Raw genomic sequence first — 20,538 nt, forward strand, 5'->3', positions numbered from 1 at the left:
CGGTGCGCGGGGGAGTGGACAGCCGTGCGCGACTGCTCCTGCGGAATCGGCCGGATCTGCCCCCGCCACGAGCGGTTCTGGAATTGATCTCCCCCTCCCCTTCGCTCTCGCGACGCCACCGATTGATCCCCGAGAGGATCCGACCACTATGAGAACCCCATTCCGCAGAAGCACCAGGCCTCTCGCGCTCCTTTCCCTCGTCGCGCTACTCACCGCGAGCCTCACCGGCTGCGAGCCGTCGCCCTGCTGTGAGCAGAGCGACCAGCTCGCCCTCGTCGTCGGCGTCCGCACCGGCTCCGCTGTTCCGCTCATCGACGAGATCCCGGCCCTCCTCGCAAGCATCGATGCGGAGGGTGACAGCGTGGCCGTGATCGCCGCCGACGGCGAGCCGCGCGTCGTCTTCGACCTCACTCTCCCCGAGATCTCGACCAACTCGGACGATCGCGAGGAGGAGCTCGGGTGGGTGGCCGACGACGTCGGTCGTGCGGTGGGCCTTGCGCAAGCCCAGGCGGCGGAGGTGGACCAGGCCGAGTCGATCTCACTGGCGGCGTCGACCTTCGAGACGCCCGGAGGCACCATCGTGCTCCTGGATTCGGGCCTTCAGACGACCGGACCGTTCTCGATGCAGGGCGGCGGCCTGTTCGGCGATGCGGGGGACCGGGTCACGACGCTCGAGGAGTCGGGAGCTCTGCCCGATCTGGCAGGGACCTCGGTGTCGTTCCCGATGCTCGGCCTGACGTCGGAGCCGCAGGACCCGGTGACGGAGGAGGCCCGCGGCGCGCTGACCGGCCAGTGGCAGACCTTCGTCGAGCGGGCCGGGGGCGAGTTCTCCTCCGGTGGCGGCAGCGCCGTCGCGTCGCCTCAGTCGCGGACCGACCTGCCCGTCGTCACTCCCGTTCCGATCGAGCGGCCCGCGCCGGTCGCGGCGGGATGCCGGTGGACGCTGGGCGACGGGACAATCGGATTCGTGCAGGACGAGCCGGAGTTCCTCGAGAAGGCGGCCGCGGAGGCGACGATCGCGGCCGCGGCGGCCGGCCTCGCCGCGTGCGAGGGGAGGTGGACGGTGGTGGGCTCGACGAGTTCGGCGCGCGGCGAGGAGGTCAACGTCCCGCTGTCCGAGGCGCGGGTGCTCGCCGTCGCCGTTCCGCTGGCCGCTCAGCTGGGCGTGGACATCGGCACGATCGAGGTGAAGGGGTTCGGCGGGACGTGGCCCTGCCGAGTGCCCGACCGGGACGACGCAGGAGTGCTCCTGCAGGCGGAGGCCGCAGCGAACCGCGTCGTCGTCGTCTCCCGCGGCCTCGACGTCGATGCCTGCGCATGACCGACGGCGCCGCGCTCCCGTCGGAGGATGCGGGCGCCTCCGCGGACGGGCACTACGCGAAGATCCGCGGACTGCTGCGGGCCCGGCTGCGCAGCATGGACGTCGAACTCGACGAGCAGACGATGGAGGCGATGCTCTCCGCGGCCTGGCCGGAGTTCGAGCAGGGGCTGGGTGACGCGCTCCTCGCTGCATTCGGAGGCGCAACGCCGACGGAGTACGCGGGTGCCGCCGCCGCCGAGCAGCTCGTAGCCGAACACCGGTCCGCCGCGCTCGACGTCGTGGCCGTCCACTCCGAGAGCCTCGTGGCACGGCTCTCGAGCTGGGGCGCTGTGCACCAGGAGCAGCTCGGCGACCTGCTGGAGCCGCCGGCCTGACCCGCTCCAGCGCGCGCGGTCCCGCTTCAGGAGTCGCGTCGGCTCTGGGCGAAGAGCTCGAGCGCGGCCGTCGCCACCCGGTGGGCGGCCTCGACTCCGTTGCCGGCACGGTGCGCCTCGCCGGCGAGAGCCGCGTGCAGCGCCGCGAGCATCCCCTTCCGAGAGCGCACTCCGAGGATCGTGCTCAGCCCCCCTGTGGTGCGGTCGTCCGTGCCGAGCGAGGCGAGGGTCCGGACGACTGCACGGTCCTCTCCGCTCCTGGCCGCGCGGTCCGCCACCTCCGCGAGGCATCGTGCTGCCAGCGCGACGGCGTCCCGCTCCGGAGCCGAGCCGTACCTCAGGCGCGCCGCGTGGTCGGTCGTGAACGGTTCGTCATCGAGGGTGAGCATCGCCCCGGACGGGGACGTGAGATCGCTCGCCGCCTGACGGAGGACGCGCAGGAGCAGACCCCGTCGACGTCGCACTTCGCGACGCAGCTCGATCGTCCAGGCGGCTGAGCCCGGTGCCTCCGAGAGGGCGTCCTCGAGAGCGACCCAGGGACGTCTCTCGGACGGTTGCGCCAGGAGGTCGTCCCGCAGCTTGTCGTAGGCGGCGCCGACGCGCTCGGAGGAGCCGATCCGCCGGACCAGCACGTCGAAGAAGGCCGGATCGGCGATCTCTCCGTCGATCGCCGCGAAGGTCGCCCAGTCGAGCGGGCGGCAGTCCGGACGCTCACGCGCTGTCGGTACGGTACCGGTCTCGATCCACTCGGTGCGGAGGGAGAGGAGCAGTGCGTCGGCGAGCCCATCGGCGTCGTCGAGGAGTGGGGGCCGGTCGCCGATCAGGCCGAATGCGGCATCGCGGCTGCGTGTCAAGAGACGCCCGCGCAGAGTAGCGCGGTCGATTCGCTCGGCGGACTCTCGAACGGCGGCCGCGACCTCCGAGAGGACGGCTCCGTCGACGGTGAGGAGGACCGCGGCGATGACACTGAGCGCCGCCTCGGTGATCGGAAGGAGTGCTGCGACGTCCTCGGGCGACAGCTGCCCGTGTCGACCGGCGCTCGCCAGGCGGGCCGCGAGCGCCGGGTCGGTCGTCCCCAGGACCGCGCCGCGGAAGGCTGCGACGTCCGGTCCGGGCGCGACAGCTGCTCCGACCGCGGCTCCGACGTGCTTCGTGAGCAGGGACCGCCGCTCTCGGAACGCCGCCGCCCGCACGAGGGGCGCCCGGGCCAGCACGTGCTCGATGACCTCGGTGCGAGTCGCGAGCGCGGAGGTTCCGACGGGGCGGCCTCGACCGGACGACCAGGTGGAGGGCTCGCGGACGGACACCCTCGACTCGGCAGTGACGTTCTCCACAGCGGCTCCTCCCGGCGATAGAGACGTACTGTCTCTATCGAGTGGCGCCAACATACGAAGAAAACACGCCAGAAGGAAGAGTTGGAGATGTTAAGTCCTGATTACGGCGTCACTGCGCCGCGGACACACCACGCTCCCATCAATTCAGCCGGATGCCGCACATGGGGCAGGTGCGGAAGCGCTGCGGGTAGGCGATCTCACCTCCGCAGCCCCTGCAGATGTACATCGCGAAGCGCTGCGGGCGGGAGGAGGCGGAGTTCCGGGTCATCAGTACACCCTTCGACGGTGCGTTCCCATGCGGACCGCGCGTGCAGAAGAGCCGATCCCCGACACGACGGGGATCGGCTGAGAAGTGGGCGCCCTGCCCGAGTCGACAGTCCAGGAGGACGACGTGGAACTGTTCTCCGCCTTCGCGGGCCCGGTCCTGGTCCTGGTCGTCCTCGTTCTGATCCTCGCGCTCGTTCTCGGAGGCGGACGGCGCCGGCCCCGGGCCAGGATCGCGCAGGCCCGTGGATCCGGGACGCTGATGCTCCTCGCGGGCGTGACCGTCTCGGTCGCGAGTCTGGACGTCGCGCGGCAGCTCCTTCCGGGCTCCTCCCAAGGAGCCCAGGGCGTCGTGGCGATCGGAGGGGCGGTCGGGGGTGTGTACGGCTGCTTAGCGGTGCTCGCGCCGTCGTTCTCGGTCGTCGACCGCGTCGTGCGCCCCGTTCTCCAGGCCGTCGTCGGCATCCCTGCGGCAGCTGTGGGTTTGACGAGCTTCCTCGCGACGAGTGCCGCGTGCTCGGCCGCTTCGACGCCTGCCTGGGTGCCCGTGGCAGCACTCGTCCTCGCGACGGTCGTCTCCGTGCTGCTCGTCGTGCGCGCAGTGCTCGCTCTGCCCCGTCGGCCGTTCGAGGTGTTCGACACCGCATTGGCGGCGTACGGAGTGGTCGAGCTGCTGCTCTTCTTCACGCTCCCCTTCGGCCTGGCGGCGACGTCGCTGGGTGTCCCGGGCGTCGTCACCGCCGTCATCGGGGTCGCGGTCGTGCTCGTCTCTGCGGCGATCTCGGTAGAGGTCGTCATCGCGACGGCTGGAGCCGTGCTGTTCGCGGTCGTGCTGGTGGTCGACCTTCTGGTGGGGACCGACTGCCGCGCGTCGGGAGGAGACGGAGCGGCTGTGGTCGTCTCCTACGGGCTCGCCTTCCTGCTCCTGCGGTCAGTCGTGCGGATCCGATCAGGGGTCTGAGCGCCGAGACGCGGTGCCGTGCCCTCGAAGGACGGCCTCGGCCGCCAGCGGCGGCGAACCGGGCTCGGTGGCTCGGGGCCGGGTGGGATCGCAGCTCCTGGTACCGCGCGCCCGCGCCCGCCACGATCGGTCGAGCGTCGCGATGTCGTCGATGGTCTTCACCGCCGTGTCCGAGCCGATCCAGGCGGCGAGCCAGGGCGGTCAGCCCTCGACGGCCGCGATCTCGATCGGGGCGCCAGGGAGGGACGCCGTTTCGAGGATCTCGCCCGTCGCGGTGTCGACCGCGTGGATCTCGGAGGTGGCGGGCTCGGTCACGTACGCGACGTCGCCGAGCACGACCAGCGCGGGGTGCGCGTCCTGCCACTCGATCGGGCCGGACCACGGGGCGACGACCGGGTACGACGCGGTGATCTCTCCGGTGGTCACGTCGAGGGCGTGCAGCGCGCCGTCGGTGCCCAGGATCAGGCCGTTGTCGTCGCTCGTGCGGGCGATGCCGCGCCAGGTGTAGCCGACGCCCTCGGGCAGGTCGAGCACGGTGGAGGTCGTGGCGACGGTGTCGGTCAGCACCACGGAGGAGAGCTCGACGCCCTCCGCGTCCGGGTCGCTGTTGTAGTCGCCGATCGTGATCGCCGAGGTCTCGCTCACGTACTGGTTGCCGGTGCGGCCGTACGCGTCCGGAGCGCTGATCTTGGTGAACTCGCCGTCGTCGTAGACGAGCACGCCGTTGCTGCAGCCGAAGACCGCGATCTCGTCGGCGGCCGCGCCCTCGCCGTGCACCGACGGGCAGTCCTCGCTGCGGCCGGTCTCCTCGCGGGAGGAGTCGAGCGCGCGGACTCCGGTGCGCGACTCGCTGTCGCCGATCGTGGTCAGCAGGGTGCCGTCCTCGAGTTCGATCGAGACGCCGTGGTGCGCGGCGGGGGACTCGATCGTCTCGGACTCGGGCAGCTCGCCGTCGGCCACGGCCGGGGCGAGGTCGGCGGTGTCGAAGACGGTGGTCGCTCCGGTGCCGTCGGCGAACAGGATGGTCCTGCCGCCGTGGCGGACCACGTGGCCGGGGGTCGGCGCGTCGAAGACGAGGTCGGTCAGCTCGGGCTCGCCCGCTCCGGCGCCCGTGTCGAGGACCCGGAAGCCCTCCTCCGTCGACACGAGCACGGTGCGCCCGTCGCCCGCGGAGTTGACCCGGGTGAAGCCCGCGAGCTCGATGTCGGACTCGAGGTCGAGCGTCGTGCCGTCGAGCACGAGCAGTCCGCCGTCGTAGGTGAGGGCGACGCGCGGGCCGGAGGGAGCGGGAGCCGCGGCGGTGCCGCTCCCCGAGCAGGCGGTCAGGGCGAGAGCCGCGGTGGCGACGAGGGCGGCGGCGGCGAGCGCGCGGCGGTGAGGGGTGTTCATGGGTTCCTTCGTGGTCGAGCCGTCGCCGGCGCGGGGACGGAGTGTCAGGGAGACAGTCCGGTGGAGAGGAGGCGCTCGTTGCTGCGCATCATCTCGAGGTAGGTGGGAGCGCCGCCGTCGGGGGCGGTCAGCGATTCGGTGAAGAGCGCGACGACGTCGACGTCGAGGTCGGCCTCGTCGGCGAGCACCTGCACGAGGCGGTCGGGCTGCGACGAGTCGGCGAAGATCGTCGGCACGCCGGCCTCCTCGATCGCCGAAGTCAGCTCCTCCAGGTCCGAGGCGCTGGGCGCTGCGAGCGTCGTCCCGCTCGGCAGCACGGCGCCGATCACGCGGAAGCCGAAGCGGTCGGCGAGGTAGCCGAAGACGTGGTGGTTCGTGACGAGCGCGCGGCGCTCCTCCGGGATCGCGGCGAACGACGCCGTCATCTCGGCGTCCAGCGCCTCGAGCTCGCCCCGGTACGCAGCGACGCTCGTGGCGAGGGCGGAGGGATCCACTCCGTCGATCGCGAGGCGCGGCTCGAGGCCGTCGACGACGTCGATCATCCGCCGGGGGTCGGTCCAGAAGTGCGGGTCGACCTCGCCCTCCGCGTCGCCCTCGGTGTACGCGAGCGTCTCGATCAGGTCGCCCGCGGCGACCACCTCGACCCCCTCGACGGCGGCCGCGTCGACGTGCTGCTGCAGTCCCTCCTCCAGGCCCAGCCCGTTCGACACGATGAGGTCGGCGTCGAGCATCCGCGCGGCCTCCTGCGCCGAGATCTCGAACGAGTGCGGGTCGGCGTCGGGCACCATGAGCGTCATGACTTCGGCCTGGTCGCCGACGAGGCGCTCGACGACGTCGCCGAGGATGTTCGTGGTGACGACCACGAGGGGTCCGTCGGCGGAGGCGGGGCCCGAGCAGCCGGCGGTCAGAGCGCCGAGCGAGAGGGCGACGGAGGCGGCGAGCGCGCGCGTGAGGCGCTTCATCGTCCGGTCTCCACGAGCAGGCGGGCGTCGAGGGCGAAGCTGCGGGCGAGGCGGGCGGAGTCGTCGTAGTCGATCTCGTGCACGAGCCCGGTCGCGGGCGAGTTCACGTAGGCGCGCGACACGTCCACCTCGACGGCGACTCCCGCGGGCAGGCGTCCGTCGACCAGGTCGGCGGCGAGCAGCGGGTCCGTGGCGGCGACGTCCCCCTCCGGGGTCAGGGCGACGACGCGGCCGCTGCGGTCGAGGCCGACCACGGTGTCGTCGGTGTCCGAGACGGCGCTCGCCGCGAGCAGCGGCTCGGCGGCGGGGATCAGGGTCCAGGTGCGGGCGCGGGTGTCGAGCAGCCACGCTCCGCGCTCGCCGGCCACGGCGGCCACGGAGGGGCGGCCCGGGCGCGACGAGAACGCGCCGGCGACGTCGGCCGCGGCGGTCCCCTCCGGGTACGGGATGCGCTCGAACGCGACTCCGTCGTCGCCCGCCACGGCCAGCACCGCGCCGTCGGCGCAGCCGAAGACCGCGCCGACCCGGGTGATCGCGGAGCCGCGCAGCCCGAGGCACGCGGCGCTGTCACCGGTCGCCTCGCCGTCGGCCGAGAAGACCGCGACGGAGGAGGCGCGCTCGTCGCCCTCCTTCGCGACGGAGCCCACGAGCACGTCGCCCAGCGGGAGCAGCGCGCCGTCGTGCGGCACGCCCTCGATCCGCCCGCGCTCCTCGACTCCGCCCGAGGCGAGCGCGTCGGCGTCGAGCACGACGCCCGTTCCGGAGTCGCCGAACCAGGCCGCGGTCAGGGTGGCGGAGGAGGCGACGCGCGCCTCTCCGGCGCCGCCGTCGATCTCGCCCACGAGGCGCGGCTCGGCGAGGTAGTAGTGGGAGTGGTCGCCGTGCGGCACCGTCCACGCCCCGCCGTCGACGATGCGGAGCACGCCGTCGGCCGAGGAGGCGAAGGCGTAGCGGCCGTCGGTCTCGAGCCGGGTGACATCGCCGTCGAACTCGGCGAGCTCGACCGACTCCTCCGTGGCGGGGTCGAAGGCGCTGAGCACGGCGCCGGACAGGGTGACCAGGCGCAGCTGCGGCTCCTGCATCTCGGACGCGCCCTGGATGTAGCCGTGGCCGTCGGAGGCGTCGGCGTCAGACGAGGCGGGAGCGCTCGAGCAGGCGGCCAGGGCGAGCAGTGCGCCCGAGGCGGTCAGGAGCAGCGGAGTGGATCGGGGAGTCACGGGTGGGACGGCTCTTTCGTGTCGGCGGCGGCGGAGGAGGAGGCGGCGGAGGCGGTGTCGGAATCGCAGACGGCAGCGGTGGGGAGCGGAACCGAGGGGGAGGAGGCGGTGGAGTCGGACGCGGCGGCCGGGACCGCATGAAGCGCCGCTCCCGATCGCGCGGCCAGGCTGCCGACTCCGGCGCGCAGTGCCGCCGAGACCACGACGAGCCCGACCGACGCCGCGGCGATGCTCGCGCCGGCCGCCGTCGCGGCGTACCAGGACACGAGCAGCCCGATCACGACGGCGACCGCGCCGAGGACGGCCGCCAGCGCCATGGTCGCGGAGATCCCGCGGGTCCAGTGCCCGGCGGCCGCGGCGGGCGCGAGCAGCAGCCCGACCACGAGGAGGCTCCCCACGGCCTGGTACGACGCGACGACCACGAGGGTGACCAGCCCGACCAGCACGACGTGCGCCAGTCGGGGGCGCAGGCCCAGCGTCGCGGCGACGCGCTCGTCGAACGCGAGGGCCACGAACGGGCGGTGGAACACGACGACGAGCGCCAGGACGACGGCCAGCGCGATCGCCAGCAGCACCAGGTCCCCCTCGCCGATCGCGAGGACGTCGCCGAACAGGATCGCGGTGAGGTCGGTGGCGAAGGAGCGCGAGCGCGACACGATGATCACGCCCAGCGCGAGCATCCCGACGTAGAACAGGCCGATCGTGACGTCGGGGGAGGAGCGGGGGCGGCGGGCGACCAGGCCCACTCCCGCGGTCATCACGCCGGCGCTGACGGCCGCGCCGAGCACCGGCGGCAGGCCGAGGAGGGCCGCGATGGCGACCCCGGGGAGCAGTCCGTGCGCCATCGCCTCGCCGAGGAACGCCATGCCGCGCAGCACGACCCAGGTCCCGACGACGCCGCACAGCACGGCGACGAGCACGCCGCCCAGTAGGGCGCGCAGCAGGAAGCCGGAGGCGAACGGATCGAGGAGGAAGGGCACGGGGCACGACCCTACATGAAAACGATTATCGTTATGATCAAGCCGTGACCTCCTCCGCCGCGCTCCTCGCCCCCGTCGTCCGCCTGCGCTCGATCGACGCCGCGCACGACGGAGTCCCCGCGCTGCGGGGCGTCGACGTGACGCTCGACCGGGGCTCGCACACCCTGCTGGTCGGGCCGAACGGATCGGGGAAGTCGACGCTGCTCTCGGTGCTCGCGGGCGTGCATCCGCTCGTCGCGGGCACTGTCGACCGGGCGCCCGGAGTGTCGATCGGCGTCGTCGTGCAGCGGAGTGCCGTGCCGGACCGACTGCCCGTGACGGTGCGCGACGTGGTGTCGATGGGGCGCTGGGCGGGCCGGCCCCTCGGCCTGCCGCTGAGGCGCGCCGACCGCGCGATCGTGGACGAGTGCCTCGAGGCGCTCGACATCGCCGACCTCGCGCGGAGGCCGCTGTCACGCCTCTCGGGCGGTCAGCGCCAGCGCGCGCTCGTCGCCCAGGGGCTCGCGCGACGCGCGGGTCTGCTGCTGCTCGACGAGCCGACGTCGGGGGTGGACGAGGGGGCGCAGCGGCTCATCCGCCGGGCGGTGTCGCTCGAGCTGGCGCGCGGGGCGACGGTGGTGGAGGCGACGCACGACGCGTCGGATCTCGGAGTGGGGAGTGCGGTCGTGCGGTTGGTCGACGGGCGCCGGGTGGGCTGACGGGCCTGCTCGCTGATCGAGCAGCCTGCGGAGGGCGGTGCCGGAGGGGTGAAGCGGTCCGACGCCGGATACGCCGACGCAACCTCAGTCGCCGAGGGGGTCAAGCGCCTGATAGGCGATACGCCCCTCGCTCAGCTGACGTCGTGCAGCCGACCGCGGGTTCAGTCGAGCGTGTACGCCCGCCCGTTGATGAGCAGGGTGTCGGGGTTGTCGACGCCGCGGTCTTCGGAGGTGTTCGACGACTCCGACGCGGCGGCGGGCTGAGCGGCCACTCCCGTTGTGAGCAGGAGTCCGGCCGCGAGGGCGGTGATCATCTTCGTGCGGTTCATCGGCGTCGTCCTTGGCGTCGTGGTGTCCGTCGCACTCCGGGTTCGAAGGCGTCGTGCGGGCGAGACTACGGTCGGAGTCGATGAGGGCCCTGGGTCGTTCCTGTGATCCGCCTGTGCCCGACAGCTTCGTCGGAGCGAGGTCGCACGAGGACCGGTGCTCAGCCTATGTTCACGCTGCCACCGGCGGAAGAGCGGAGTCGCGCGGAGTCGCGGAGTCCGAGGCTCACGTGATCCGCCGACGCCGTCACGCGCCGCCGTCCCGCCCCGTCACTCCCGTCGCGAAGACGTCGAACGCCGCATCCACGCGCTCCTCGTCGCCGGTGAGCAGGAGGTCCGCCAGAAGGCCCCGCATCACGCCGAGGATCAGCGTCGCGACCGCGAGAGCCTCGGATCGGGAGCGGCCGTCCTGCTCGAGCGCGGCGGCGAGGAGCTCGACCCGGGTGCGGACCGAGCGCGCGACCGCCGACGCGAAGACCGGCTCCTCATGCATGCTCTGGCCGGTGATGGCGAGGAACAGGCGCACGTGCCGTCGCCCGTGCTCGCTGGTGGCGCTGGCCCAGATCGCCCGCAGCGGATCACTGCCTCCGTGGCTCACCTCCGGATCCGCGAACATCACCGCGAGGACCCGGTCGACGATCTCGGCGATCAACCGGTCGCGGCTCGCGAAGTGGTGCTCGAGCGTCGCGTGACTCACTCCCGCGCTCACCGCGATGCGGCGCAGCGACAGGCCGGTGAGACCGTGCTCGAGGACGTGCTCCGTCGCGGCCGCCAGCAGCTCCTCGCGGCGGTGGGCGTAGCGGAGCGATCGGCCGTCCACTCGTTCTTCCACGGATCGGATCCTAACTCCGCGGTCACGCGGACTTTGATTGACCGACTGGTAGGGCTTTCCCTAGCCTTCTCGTGACGGGACTCCCCGTCCGACGCGGTCGTCGCGAGAGACCGGTCGAGCCCCGGGACGAAAGGACACCTCTCCGATGTCGACACTCACCGCCGGCCTCCGCACGAGACTCGGCGCCGCGGCGCTGGTCGCCCTCCTCGCGACCGGACTGGTCGCCTCGCCGGCTCAGGCCGCCGACAACCCGTTCGAGCGGGGCCCGGCTCCCTCGGTCTCGAGCATCGAGGCCTCCCGCGGATCGTTCGCCGTCTCGCAGACCAGCGTCTCGCGGTACCTCGTCTCCGGTTTCGGCGGCGGCACGATCTACTACCCGACGAGCACGGCCTCCGGCACGTTCGGCGCCGTCGCGATCGCGCCCGGCTACACCGCCCGCCAGTCGAGCATCGCGTGGCTCGGCCCGCGCCTCGCCTCCCAGGGCTTCGTCGTCTTCACCATCGACACGAACACGACCTACGACCAGCCGAGTCAGCGCGGCGATCAGCTGCTCGCCGCCCTGCGGTACCTCACCACGACCAGCCAGGTCCGCGACCGCATCGACCCGAACCGCCTCGGCGTGATGGGGCACTCGATGGGCGGCGGCGGAGCGCTCGAGGCGGCGGCCGAGAACACCGCCCTGCAGGCGGCGATCCCGCTCACGGCCTACAACCTCGACAAGACGTGGCCCGAGGTGGTGACGCCGACCCTCCTGATCGGCGCCGAGGTCGACCGGACGGCTCCGGTCGCGCAGCACTCCGAGCCGTTCTACGACTCGCTGACCTCGGCGAGCGAGAAGGCCTACCTCGAGCTCCGCGGCGCGAGCCACTTCGCTCCGAACACGTCGAACACCACGATCGCGAAGTACAGCATCGCCTGGCTGAAGCGCTACATCGACGACGACGTCCGCTACGAGCAGTTCCTCTGCCCGCCGCCGGCGGTCTCCACGCTGATCAGCGAGTACCGCAGCACCTGCTGACAGCGGGCCCGGCGCGGGGGAGTCCCTCCGCGCCGCGGTCACCGCGCCAGCGCCGCCAGCTCCGCGCGGTTCCGCGCCCCGGCCTTCCGCAGCAGGTTCGAGACGTGGAACTTCGCCGTGTTGCCGCTGATGCCGAGGTCGTCGGCGATGCGCTGGTTCGAGGCGCCCAGGGTGATCAGGTGCAGCACCTCGCGCTCGCGGGCGCTCAGCTCGGCGAGGTCGAGGCCGTCGGGCTGAGCGGGCGGGTCCAGGGGCAGGCGGATCGACAGGGTCGAGCCCCAGCCGGCGGTCGAGGTGATCGCGAGGTCGCCGTCGAGGCCGCGGACGCGCTCGGCGATCGGGCGCAGGGCCTCGTCGCGGGCGGTCAGCTCGCCGCGGCCGTCGTCGCGGATCTCGATCAGGAGATTCAGCCCGTCGCAGTCCCACTGGATCCGCACGCGCCGCGTCTGCTCCGACTCCACGAAGGCCAGCACGGCGCTCCGGACGATGGCGCGGGCCGCGTGGGCGACCTCGCCGGGGAGGGCGCGGCCGGTGGTCGGCGGCTCGACGAACTGCACGTCCAGGTCGCCGAAGCGCACGAGCGGGCGCAGGTCGCTCCGGAGGCGCGCGAAGGCGCCCACGACGGGCTCGAGCATCGCGCTGCGCTGCTCGTCCGTCGCGGTGCGCAGCTCGACCAGGGCGTTCGCGGCGATGTCGATCGCGACGGCGCGGGCCGCACGATCGTCCAGGCGCTCGGCGCGCAGGGCGGCGAGCACCGACTCCAGCGCGACCGCGTGCCGGTCGGCCTGCTCGGCGACGGTGCGGGCGTGCTCGAGCAGCAGCGCGCGGGAGGCGGGGGAGGAGTCCATCCGTCGAACCTACCCGTCCTACCTCCTGCGGAGCCCGCCTACCCGAACGGGTAGGCAGGCCTGCTCCATCAGGGGGCGGACTCCTGCGGCGGGCGCGCGCAGGCTGGAGTCATGCCCGACACCGAGGACCCCACCGCAGACCCCGCGAAGGCGCTGGCCGTGATCGTGGCCGAAGTGACCGCGGCGGCCACGTCCCTCACCGAGGACGACCGGCTCGAGCCCGTCGCCGCGCTGCTCGCCGACGCCGATCGCGTCTTCGTGCACGGCGCCGGCCGCTCCGGCCTCGCCCTGCGGATGACCGCCATGCGCCTCATGCACCTCGGTCTCGTCGTGCACGTGGTCGGCGACGTCACCACGCCCGCGATCCGCGAGGGCGACCTGCTGCTCACGGCGAGCGGCTCCGGCACCACGGGCGGCATCGTGCGCGCGGCGCAGTCGGCCGTCGATGCGGGCGCGCGCGTGGCCGCGATCACGACGGCCGCGGGATCGCCGCTGGCCGGGCTCGCCTCCGCGGTCGTGATCGTGCCGGCGGCCGAGAAGCTCGATCGCTCCGGAACCGCCTCCGCGCAGTACTCGGGCGGGCTCTTCGAGCAGGTGGTCGTGCTCGCCGGCGACGCCCTGTTCCACGCGCTCTGGAAGCGCCGCGGCGAGAGCGCCGACGAGCTCTGGCCGCGCCACGCGAACCTCGAATGACCCCCGCACTCCCCGCACTCTCTACAGGAAGCAGAACCTCATGAAGCTCCAGTTCGCCATGGACACCCTCAGCACCGAGGCCGCCCTCGAGCTCGCCGCCGCCGCGGCTCCGCACGTCGACATCCTCGAGCTCGGCACCCCGCTCATCAAGAGCGCGGGCCTCTCGGCCATCACCGCGATCAAGGACGCCCACCCCGACAAGATCGTCTTCGCCGATCTCAAGACCATGGATGCCGGCGAGCTCGAGGCCGACATGGCGTTCACGGCCGGAGCCGACCTCGTGACGGTGCTCGGAGTCGCCGGCGACAGCACGATCGCGGGGGCGATCGCCGCCGGCAAGAAGCACGGCAAGGGCGTGGTCGTCGACCTCATCGGCGTGCCGGACAAGGCCGCCCGCGCCCGCGAGGTCGTCGCGCTCGGCGCCGAGTTCGTCGAGATGCACGCGGGCCTGGACGAGCAGGCCGAGGACGGCTTCACCTTCGACACGCTGCTGCGCGACGGAGAGTCCTCGGGCGTGCCGTTCTCGGTGGCGGGCGGAGTGAGCACCGCCACGATCGAGTCGGTGCAGTCCGCGGGCGCCGTGGTCGCCGTCGCGGGCGGCGCCATCTACGGTGCTCCGGACGTCGGCGAGGCCGCCGCGGCGCTCCGCGCGAAGATCTCCTAGCCGGGTCGGGGGTCGGCTACCGCACCTCCGGCTCGTCACAGCGCGTTCGGCTCGCAGGACTCCCCGGATCCTGCGAGCCGAACGCGTTCCTGCGAGCCGAGCCCCGCGTCCGTCGCGCTCGACTCTCCAGAAGTCGTCGTACTCGAGCGCTGAGTACGACGACTTCCGCGGAGTCGCGGGCGCCAGCGTCGCCCCACCCGCCCCGCCGGTCAAGCCCCTCCCGCCCCTCCGCCCCCGCGCGGTTGTCTGGAGGACCCGACACGACAGGAGCCCCGTGCAGTCCAGCACCACCCGCATCGCCCCTATCGAGACCTACGCCGACGACGACGGCTGGCACAACCGCATCGCCGACGCCCGCGTCCCGCTGACCCACCACTCCGACCGCGACGAGGCCGAGCGCGAGGGCGCCGCCATGGCCCGCCAGCGCGGTGGCGGTCACATCGTCCACGACTGAGGCGAACGTCGAACCCGACATCCGTCCCTTATCGTGCCGCGTCCGGCCCGGTCAAGTCTCTGTCCGGCCCCGACGTGCCCGGCCTAGCCAGGCCCGTCGTGCCGCCCCGATCCCGGAGCGCACCTGACGGGAGGACGACATGGCGACCACGAGTGAGCCCACCGCGACGACCACCGACGGGCAGAAGCTGAAGCGCCGCATCACCGGCCCTCTCCTCTTCTTCTTCTTCATCCTCGGCGACGTGCTCGGCGCCGGCATCTACGCCCTCATGGGCACCCTCGCGAACGAGGTCGGCGGCGCCGTCTGGATGCCGCTGCTGCTCGCCCTCGGCCTCTCGCTCCTGACGGCCGGCTCCTACGCCGAGCTCGTCACCAAGTACCCGAAGGCGGGCGGTGCCGCGGTCTTCGCCCAGCGCGCGTTCCGCCGTCCGATCGTCTCGTTCCTCGTCGGGTTCGCGATGCTCGCGGCCGGAGTGACGAGCGCGGCCGGTCTGTCGCTCGCGTTCGCCGGCGACTACCTCGGCACCTTCCTCGATGTGCCCGCGGTGCCCGCCGCGATCGTGTTCCTGATCCTGGTCGCGTGCCTCAACGCGCGGGGCGTGGCGGAGTCGCTCCTCAGCAACACGGTGATGACCGTGATCGAGGTCAGCGGCCTGCTCATCGTGATCGCCTGCGTCGCGCTGCTCGTGGCCGGCGGCGGCGGCGGCCTCTCGCGCACGGTCGAGATCGGCGGCGAGCAGGGGCCGGCCCTCGCGGTGCTCGGCGGCGCGATCATCGCCTACTACTCCTTCGTCGGCTTCGAGACCTCGGCCAACGTCGCCGAGGAGGTCCGCGACCCCAGCCGCGTATACCCGCGCGCCCTCTTCGGATCGCTGCTCGCCGCCGGCGCCGTCTACGTCCTCGTCGGCCTCGCCAGCTCGATCGCGCTGCCCGCCGACGAGTTGGGCGAGTCCTCCGCTCTGCTGCTCGACGTCGTCACCGCCTCCGGAGTCGGCGTCCCGGCCTGGCTCTTCAGCCTCATCGCGCTGATCGCGGTCGCCAACGGCGCCCTGCTGACCATGATCATGGCCAGCCGCGTCACCTACGGCATGGCCGAGGAGCGCCTGCTGCCCGCCGTGCTGAGCAAGGTCCTGCCGAAGCGCCGCACGCCGTGGGTCGCGATCGTCGTCACCACCGTGGCGGCGTGCCTCCTGACGCTCGTCGGCGACCTGGCGACGCTGGCCGAGACCGTCGTGCTGCTCCTCCTGCTCGTCTTCATCAGCACGAACGTCGCCGTGCTGGTGCTGCGCCGCGACCGCGTCGAGCACGACCACTTCCGCGTCTGGACGGCGATCCCGGTCCTCGGAGTCGCGTCCTGCGTCCTCCTGCTGACGCAGCAGGCCCCGATCGTCTGGGCCTACGGCGCCGCCCTGCTGGGCATCGGCGCGCTGCTGCACCTGGCGACGAAGCGCCGGAGCGAGCGCGGCGAGCGGGTCCGCGACCGCGACTGACCCGGTCGCGCGCGGCCGGCCTGCAGAACGAAGGCTGAGCGGCGCCGCGGCGCTTCGCCGTCCTCTGCTGATCGAGTGGCCGCGGAGCGGCGTGTCGAGATCCGCGGGTCCGGAGTGGGTGGGTCTCGATACGCGCCTGCGGCGCTACTCGACCAGCAGGGGGTGGGCGAGTGGTCGGTCGGCGGGCCCCGGCGTGTGTGCAGCCCCCGTTTCGGGTCGAGTCGGTGCGCGTGGCTGCCGCGAGTGGTCGCGAGACGGGGCACGGCAGGGGCGCAGGAGCCGATTCGCGGCGTTCGCCTCCCCCTCTGCTGATCGAGTGGTCGCAGAGCGGCGTGTCGAGATCCGCGGGTCCGGAGCCGATGGGTCTCTGAGGAGAAGTCACGTCGCGCGTGTGGCACTGCCCTTGCTGATCGAGTAGCCCGCGCAGCGGGCGTATCGAGATCCACCAGCGTCAGAAGGCCGGGTCAGGTGGCCGATCTGCTCGCGATGGCAAGTCTCGGTACGCGCCTGCGGCGCTCCCCGACCAGCAGGGTCGCCGCCCTCGACGCCCACGACGAACGAGGACCTCCCGCGCCGAGCAGCTGCTCGACCCGGGAGGTCCTCGTCGTCAGGGCCGGTTCACGTCGGACCAGGTCCGACGCTCACACGCCCGTGCCTCACCGGCAGGTCGTCGCGGGGTGCGCCACCGTCTGCGTGTGCGCTCCCGCTCCGCCACCGGACCGGCTCACCGCCACCGACACCTCGCCGGCCGGCAGCACCGCCAGGCGGGTGCTGAAGGCGTGGGTCGCCGCCTTGCCGGGCACGACCGAGGCGAACGACTTCACGGTCGTCCCCCGCGTCATCGTCACGTCGACCGGCACCGCGTCGCGGTTGACCGAGGTGACCGTCACGACGGCCTTGCCCGCGATGCAGCGCACGGCGGCCGTGCTGGCGACGTTCAGCTTCGTCTCCTGCGCCGGCAGGACGAACGGAGCGAAGTCGATCCAGTCGACGTCGGGCGCGACGGCGTAGCCGGGCAGGACCCGGTCGTCGTTCGTGCTCGTCGTCGGGCCCTCGTCGATGAACAGGGTCGAGCGGGTGTTGCCGAAGGTCACCGGACCGGAGTCGGTCGCGAGGTCCAGCGGCAGGACCGCCTCCCAGAAGTTGCTCGAGGAGTAGGTGTAGCGGAAGGTGGTGCGGCCCACGAGGCCCGTGGTGCCGGCCTCCTCGGCCTGCAGCCCGAGGTCGACGACCTGCGGGTTGTAGTCGTGCGTCCCCTCGATGTCGTCGTTCGAGTAGTGCACGACGGCGTCGTAGGCGCCGGCCTCATCGAAGCCCGGCAGGCGGGGCACGGTGAGCGTGCCCTCGTTCGCCGGGTCCGCGTCGGTGATGCCGAGGCCGGTCACGTAGCCGGTCCCGGATCCGTTCGTGAGGGCTCCGCCGAAGCCGGCGACCGCGGCCGTGCCGCCGAGGTCGACGGTGGCGAGGTCCTCGGCCTGGACGCGGACGATGGAGGCGTCACCTGCGACCGCACGGGTGGTCGTGACCGATCCGACGCGGACGCTGCCGGTGCTCGCCAGCTCGACCTCGCTGATGCCCTCGGGCAGGTGGACGCGGACCGTCGTCGTGCCCGGCGCGAAGGTCGCCGCACGGCGGCCGTTGACGTCGACCGTCAGCGTCGTGCCGGCGGCACCCTCCCACGCCACGGCGAGGTCGTAGTAGCCGGACTCGAACGTCGACGGGTAGAGGTCGGCGCGCTCGCCGGTCTCGAGCGAGACGCGTCCGCCCGAGAGCGCCGCACCGTCGATCAGGCGGAACCCGGTCGCCGGGTACTCGACGGACTCGGCGTTCACCGTGTCGCCGACCCGGACGAGCTCGAAGCGGTCGAGCGTCACTCCGCCGTCGGCACCGGCGCCGGGCAGGAGGGTCGTCCCGTCCTTGCTGGTGCGCACTCCGACGGTGTGGGTGCCGGCGCTCAGGGCGACGTACACCTCGGCACTGCCGCGGGCGACGGTGCGGACGTTGCTCGGCTTGATCGCGTTCGCTCCGTACTGGGCGAGCGTCGAGAACGCGCCGTCGACGAAGACCGCGTGCTGCGCGGCCCGGCCGGGCGTGGCTCCGAGGATCTGCAGGCGGTACAGACCGGCCTGCGCCACCGACACGGTCCAGTCGGCGCGCGAGCCCACGGCGGCGAAGCCGGAGACGTCGCGGTCGCCGGAGGCGCGGTAGCCGTCGGGCGTCCGGGTGGCCGCGGCGGTGAGGCGCGTGGCCTCGGCCTCGATCACGTGGCGCTCGCCCTGGGCGGCGGCGGCCGCCTCCACGTCGCGGGTCGCGGCGGGAGTGACGACGACCTGGTAGGCGCTCGACGAGTTCGCGGAGGGGATCCGCAGCTCGACGCGGCCGTTCACGACGGACACGGCGTCATTGGCGAGGACGACCCGGGGAGTGCCCGCGATGCCGTCGGTGCCGCTGACGACGGCCTCGCGGACCTCGACGTCCACGGAGGAGCCGAACGTCGCGCTGTCGAGGCCGTTCAGCGTCAATGCGCCGTCACGGCCGTCGGGGATCCCCGCGACGATCACCTGGGCGCGGTCGGCGTCCCGGTCGATCGCGGCGATCGCCTTCTCGCGGTTCGTGGTGACCGCGGCCGTGCGCGATCCGGTCAGGTCGCCGTACCACTTGAAGAGCCACCAGCCGCCGTTCGCGGCGTTGACCTTCGCCTGGTTGTCCGAGAGCGTGCCGGAGGCGGTCCAGTAGGCCGTCTGGGCGTCGATCTTGGCCGCCTCGAAGCCGGCGAACCAGCGCAGGAGGTTGGCGGGCGAGCTCATGTCGGTGCTGGCGCCCCACTCGGTGATGTTGATCGAGGGGATGTCGGCGGCGGCGATGCCCACCTCGGCGGCGTAGCGGCGGAAGTCGGACGCGCGGTCGGGCAGCCACTGGTAGCCGCGGAGCTCGTGCCAGACGTAGATGTCCGGCACCGTGTTCGTCGCGCGGGCCATGGTCAGGAACGTCTTGATGTTGCCCTCGCCGCGCCAGGCGGCGTCTCCGGGGCCCGCGATCTGCGGACGCGCGAGACCGTGCTTCGCGTAGGTGGCGGTGATGACGTCCCACGCCGCCTTCCAGTCGGTCGCCCCACCGGGGGTGAAGCTGTTCGGCTGGTTGCCGACGTGCATGTAGCGGTTGTAGAGGTCGTCCGAGTTCAGCCACTGCAGGTCGACCTCGTTGAACGGGATGAAGACGTACTTCTCGGGGTTCTCGGCTTCGCGGGCGACCTCGTCGACGACGATCTCGAGCACCTCGAGGTAGTCCCAGACACCGTTGGGCGCCGCAGTGAAGTCGTCGGTCAGGCGTCCGCTCGCGTCGCGGACGTAGCTGCGGTCGTCGCCGGGGCGCTTCCCGCCGTTGTAGGGCCAGTCGGGGTAGTAGTCCTGCGTGTAGAGGTAGAGGTCCTTCCCGTACTTGTCGAAGAAGGTCTTCTCGACGGTGAAGGCGTCGCCGCCCGGGTGCTGGGTGCCGAACGGGGGCTTCTGCGACACGTTGGTCATCGCCGCGCCGTTGACGAGCGCCTGGGTCGGCGAGCCCTCGTCGCCGAGGCCGTAGAGGGTGCCGGAGGCGCCTCCGCGGAACTCGCCCGTGTCCTGACCGAAGTCGACGGCGATCGGCTCGGTCGGCCGGGCCGTGACGGTGACGGTCGTGGTGAACGGGGTCGACCATCCGGCGACGGTGCCGTTCACGGTGAACGTCGCGCCGGCGGTGGCGTAGGCCGAGGCGGGGACGGCGTCCCAGGTGATCGCCGCGGTGGCGGGGCCGGCCTCGCGCGTGACGTTCACGGTCGCGGGGAGGGTCGGAGCGACCTTCGCGGCCGTGGACGCGGTGAAGCTCTGACGCTCGACCGAGACGATCGCGCCGGCGTCCTCGAGGTAGGCGTTCGAGACCTGCTCGGCCGTGAGGGCGCTGCGGTAGATCGCGAAGTCGTCGAACTGGCCGCCGAAGAACGCGGCGTACGGCCCCGCCCACGGCACGCGGCCGATGAGGCCCGAGCGGGTGCTGGAGGGCGAGGCGAGCTTCGCGAAGTCGAGCGAGACCGCCTCCGTCCGCACGAGCGAGCCGTTGATGTAGTACGAGACGGAGTCGGTCGTGGCGACCGTGGTGATCTGCGCCCAGGTGTTCGTGGGCAGCGGAGTGGAGGACACCGCCTTGACCTCGGTGCCGGTATTGGCCGCGGCCTTCGACTGCCCGCCCTCGTTCGGCACGTGGTAGAGCCCCCAGTTGTCGCGGGGGAGCGCGTCGCTGCCGATGATGTACGACCACGGGAGCTGGCCGGCGTTCGCGCCGTCCCACTTGATCCACGTCGAGACGGTCATCGCCGACGTGTCCGCGAAGAGTCCCGCGGGGATGTCGAGGTACGGCGCGGCGGTCGTCGACGAGCCCTGCGCACCGCCGGGGAAGAGGCCGGAGGCGCCGGACCCGGCGACCGGACCCGTTCCGCGGGGCAGCGACGTCGCGTTGCGGACGCGGGCGTCGAAGGCGGAGCCGAGGGAGCCCTGGTTGGCGATGGTGGCCGCCGAGGGGTTCTGGTCGAACGTGTAGAGGACGGCGGGGGCGGGAGGCGCGTCGACCGCCGACGCTGGACCGGCGCCGACGAGTGTCGAGGTCGCCAGCACGGGGAGTGCGACGAGGGCGGCGATCGAGGCGGTGATCCGCCTCGAGAAGGAGTGGGGAGTGTGCATGGGTT

The 20,538-nt window shown here is 72.7% G+C and carries 19 protein-coding genes; 9 read left to right on the forward strand and 10 right to left on the reverse strand.

What is annotated here, in order from left to right:
* Nucleotides 1-148: 148 nt before the first annotated feature.
* A complete protein-coding gene (locus ASF46_RS01220) occupies nucleotides 149-1,321 on the forward strand; it encodes a hypothetical protein (protein ID WP_056866086.1) in 1,173 nt (390 codons plus the stop codon).
* Nucleotides 1,318-1,695 (forward strand): hypothetical protein, encoded by a 378-nt coding sequence (locus ASF46_RS01225; RefSeq protein ID WP_056866087.1) that lies wholly within the window; start codon nucleotides 1,318-1,320, stop codon nucleotides 1,693-1,695. The genes ASF46_RS01220 and ASF46_RS01225 overlap by 4 nt, the downstream gene beginning before the upstream one ends.
* Before the next feature lie 26 nt (nucleotides 1,696-1,721).
* Here ASF46_RS01225 and ASF46_RS01230 read toward each other — a convergent pair whose 3' ends face one another.
* Together ASF46_RS01230 and ASF46_RS19840 are read right to left on the reverse strand one after the other, a co-directional pair.
* Nucleotides 1,722-3,029 carry a hypothetical protein gene (locus ASF46_RS01230; RefSeq protein ID WP_056866088.1) on the reverse strand — a complete coding sequence of 436 codons (1,308 nt, stop codon included), beginning with the start codon at nucleotides 3,027-3,029 and terminating at the stop codon, nucleotides 1,722-1,724.
* 139 nt (nucleotides 3,030-3,168) lie between these two features.
* Entirely contained in the window at nucleotides 3,169-3,297 is a 129-nt protein-coding gene (locus tag ASF46_RS19840; protein WP_268788635.1) for a hypothetical protein, read from the reverse strand.
* Between the two features lie 123 nt (nucleotides 3,298-3,420).
* On the opposite strand from ASF46_RS19840, the gene ASF46_RS01235 reads away from it, so the two are divergent.
* On the forward strand, nucleotides 3,421-4,254 hold the full coding sequence (locus ASF46_RS01235) for a hypothetical protein (RefSeq protein ID WP_157602132.1): 834 nt from the start codon (nucleotides 3,421-3,423) through the stop codon (nucleotides 4,252-4,254).
* A gap of 201 nt (nucleotides 4,255-4,455) precedes the next feature.
* Here ASF46_RS01235 and aztD read toward each other — a convergent pair whose 3' ends face one another.
* Genes aztD through aztB form a run of 4 tightly spaced genes read right to left on the reverse strand, consistent with a single transcriptional unit; the run spans nucleotide 4,456 to nucleotide 8,802 of the window.
* Nucleotides 4,456-5,643, reverse strand: a complete 1,188-nt coding sequence (gene aztD, locus ASF46_RS01240; RefSeq protein ID WP_056866090.1) for a zinc metallochaperone AztD — start codon at nucleotides 5,641-5,643, stop codon at nucleotides 4,456-4,458.
* Nucleotides 5,644-5,687: 44 nt separating this feature from the next.
* Nucleotides 5,688-6,605: a zinc ABC transporter substrate-binding protein AztC gene (gene aztC / locus ASF46_RS01245; protein ID WP_056866091.1), complete on the reverse strand. Its 918-nt coding sequence runs from the start codon at nucleotides 6,603-6,605 to the stop codon at nucleotides 5,688-5,690.
* Entirely contained in the window at nucleotides 6,602-7,822 is a 1,221-nt protein-coding gene (locus ASF46_RS01250; RefSeq protein WP_056866092.1) for a hypothetical protein, read from the reverse strand. The genes aztC and ASF46_RS01250 overlap by 4 nt, the downstream gene beginning before the upstream one ends.
* Nucleotides 7,819-8,802 carry a zinc ABC transporter permease AztB gene (aztB, locus tag ASF46_RS01255; RefSeq protein WP_082485116.1) on the reverse strand — a complete coding sequence of 328 codons (984 nt, stop codon included), beginning with the start codon at nucleotides 8,800-8,802 and terminating at the stop codon, nucleotides 7,819-7,821. Before aztB ends, ASF46_RS01250 begins: the two co-directional genes overlap by 4 nt.
* Nucleotides 8,803-8,846: 44 nt before the next feature.
* Here aztB and aztA point away from each other — a divergent pair, with 44 nt between their 5' ends.
* A complete protein-coding gene (gene aztA / locus ASF46_RS01260; protein WP_056866093.1) occupies nucleotides 8,847-9,500 on the forward strand; it encodes a zinc ABC transporter ATP-binding protein AztA in 654 nt (217 codons plus the stop codon).
* Nucleotides 9,501-9,661: 161 nt separating this feature from the next.
* Here aztA and ASF46_RS19015 read toward each other — a convergent pair whose 3' ends face one another.
* Nucleotides 9,662-9,829 carry a hypothetical protein gene (locus ASF46_RS19015; RefSeq protein WP_157602134.1) on the reverse strand — a complete coding sequence of 56 codons (168 nt, stop codon included), beginning with the start codon at nucleotides 9,827-9,829 and terminating at the stop codon, nucleotides 9,662-9,664.
* A gap of 244 nt (nucleotides 9,830-10,073) precedes the next feature.
* Nucleotides 10,074-10,658: a TetR/AcrR family transcriptional regulator gene (locus ASF46_RS01265; RefSeq protein ID WP_157602136.1), complete on the reverse strand. Its 585-nt coding sequence runs from the start codon at nucleotides 10,656-10,658 to the stop codon at nucleotides 10,074-10,076.
* 145 nt (nucleotides 10,659-10,803) lie between these two features.
* Here ASF46_RS01265 and ASF46_RS01270 point away from each other — a divergent pair, with 145 nt between their 5' ends.
* Nucleotides 10,804-11,676, forward strand: coding sequence for a dienelactone hydrolase family protein (locus tag ASF46_RS01270; RefSeq protein WP_056866095.1), 873 nt, complete (start codon nucleotides 10,804-10,806; stop codon nucleotides 11,674-11,676).
* Between the two features lie 38 nt (nucleotides 11,677-11,714).
* Here the strand turns inward: ASF46_RS01270 and ASF46_RS01275 are convergent, their stop codons facing one another.
* Nucleotides 11,715-12,524, reverse strand: a complete 810-nt coding sequence (locus tag ASF46_RS01275) for a LuxR C-terminal-related transcriptional regulator (RefSeq protein WP_056866096.1) — start codon at nucleotides 12,522-12,524, stop codon at nucleotides 11,715-11,717.
* A 111-nt stretch (nucleotides 12,525-12,635) separates the two neighbouring features.
* Here ASF46_RS01275 and hxlB point away from each other — a divergent pair, with 111 nt between their 5' ends.
* From hxlB to ASF46_RS01295, 4 genes are all read left to right on the forward strand, one after another.
* On the forward strand, nucleotides 12,636-13,217 hold the full coding sequence (gene hxlB, locus ASF46_RS01280) for a 6-phospho-3-hexuloisomerase (protein WP_056866097.1): 582 nt from the start codon (nucleotides 12,636-12,638) through the stop codon (nucleotides 13,215-13,217).
* A gap of 40 nt (nucleotides 13,218-13,257) precedes the next feature.
* Complete coding sequence (hxlA, locus tag ASF46_RS01285; protein ID WP_056866098.1) at nucleotides 13,258-13,881, forward strand: 3-hexulose-6-phosphate synthase; 624 nt, start codon at nucleotides 13,258-13,260, stop codon at nucleotides 13,879-13,881.
* 274 nt (nucleotides 13,882-14,155) lie between these two features.
* Nucleotides 14,156-14,335, forward strand: a complete 180-nt coding sequence (locus tag ASF46_RS01290; RefSeq protein ID WP_056866099.1) for a DUF2188 domain-containing protein — start codon at nucleotides 14,156-14,158, stop codon at nucleotides 14,333-14,335.
* Nucleotides 14,336-14,474: 139 nt separating this feature from the next.
* Nucleotides 14,475-15,824 (forward strand): APC family permease, encoded by a 1,350-nt coding sequence (locus ASF46_RS01295; RefSeq protein ID WP_056866100.1) that lies wholly within the window; start codon nucleotides 14,475-14,477, stop codon nucleotides 15,822-15,824.
* Nucleotides 15,825-16,480: 656 nt separating this feature from the next.
* Here the strand turns inward: ASF46_RS01295 and ASF46_RS01300 are convergent.
* Nucleotides 16,481-20,533: a LamG-like jellyroll fold domain-containing protein gene (locus ASF46_RS01300; protein WP_056866101.1), complete on the reverse strand. Its 4,053-nt coding sequence runs from the start codon at nucleotides 20,531-20,533 to the stop codon at nucleotides 16,481-16,483.
* Between the last annotated feature and the right edge of the window lie 5 nt (nucleotides 20,534-20,538).

The organism is Rathayibacter sp. Leaf296, assembly GCF_001423045.1.
Classification (GTDB): domain Bacteria; phylum Actinomycetota; class Actinomycetes; order Actinomycetales; family Microbacteriaceae; genus Rathayibacter; species Rathayibacter caricis.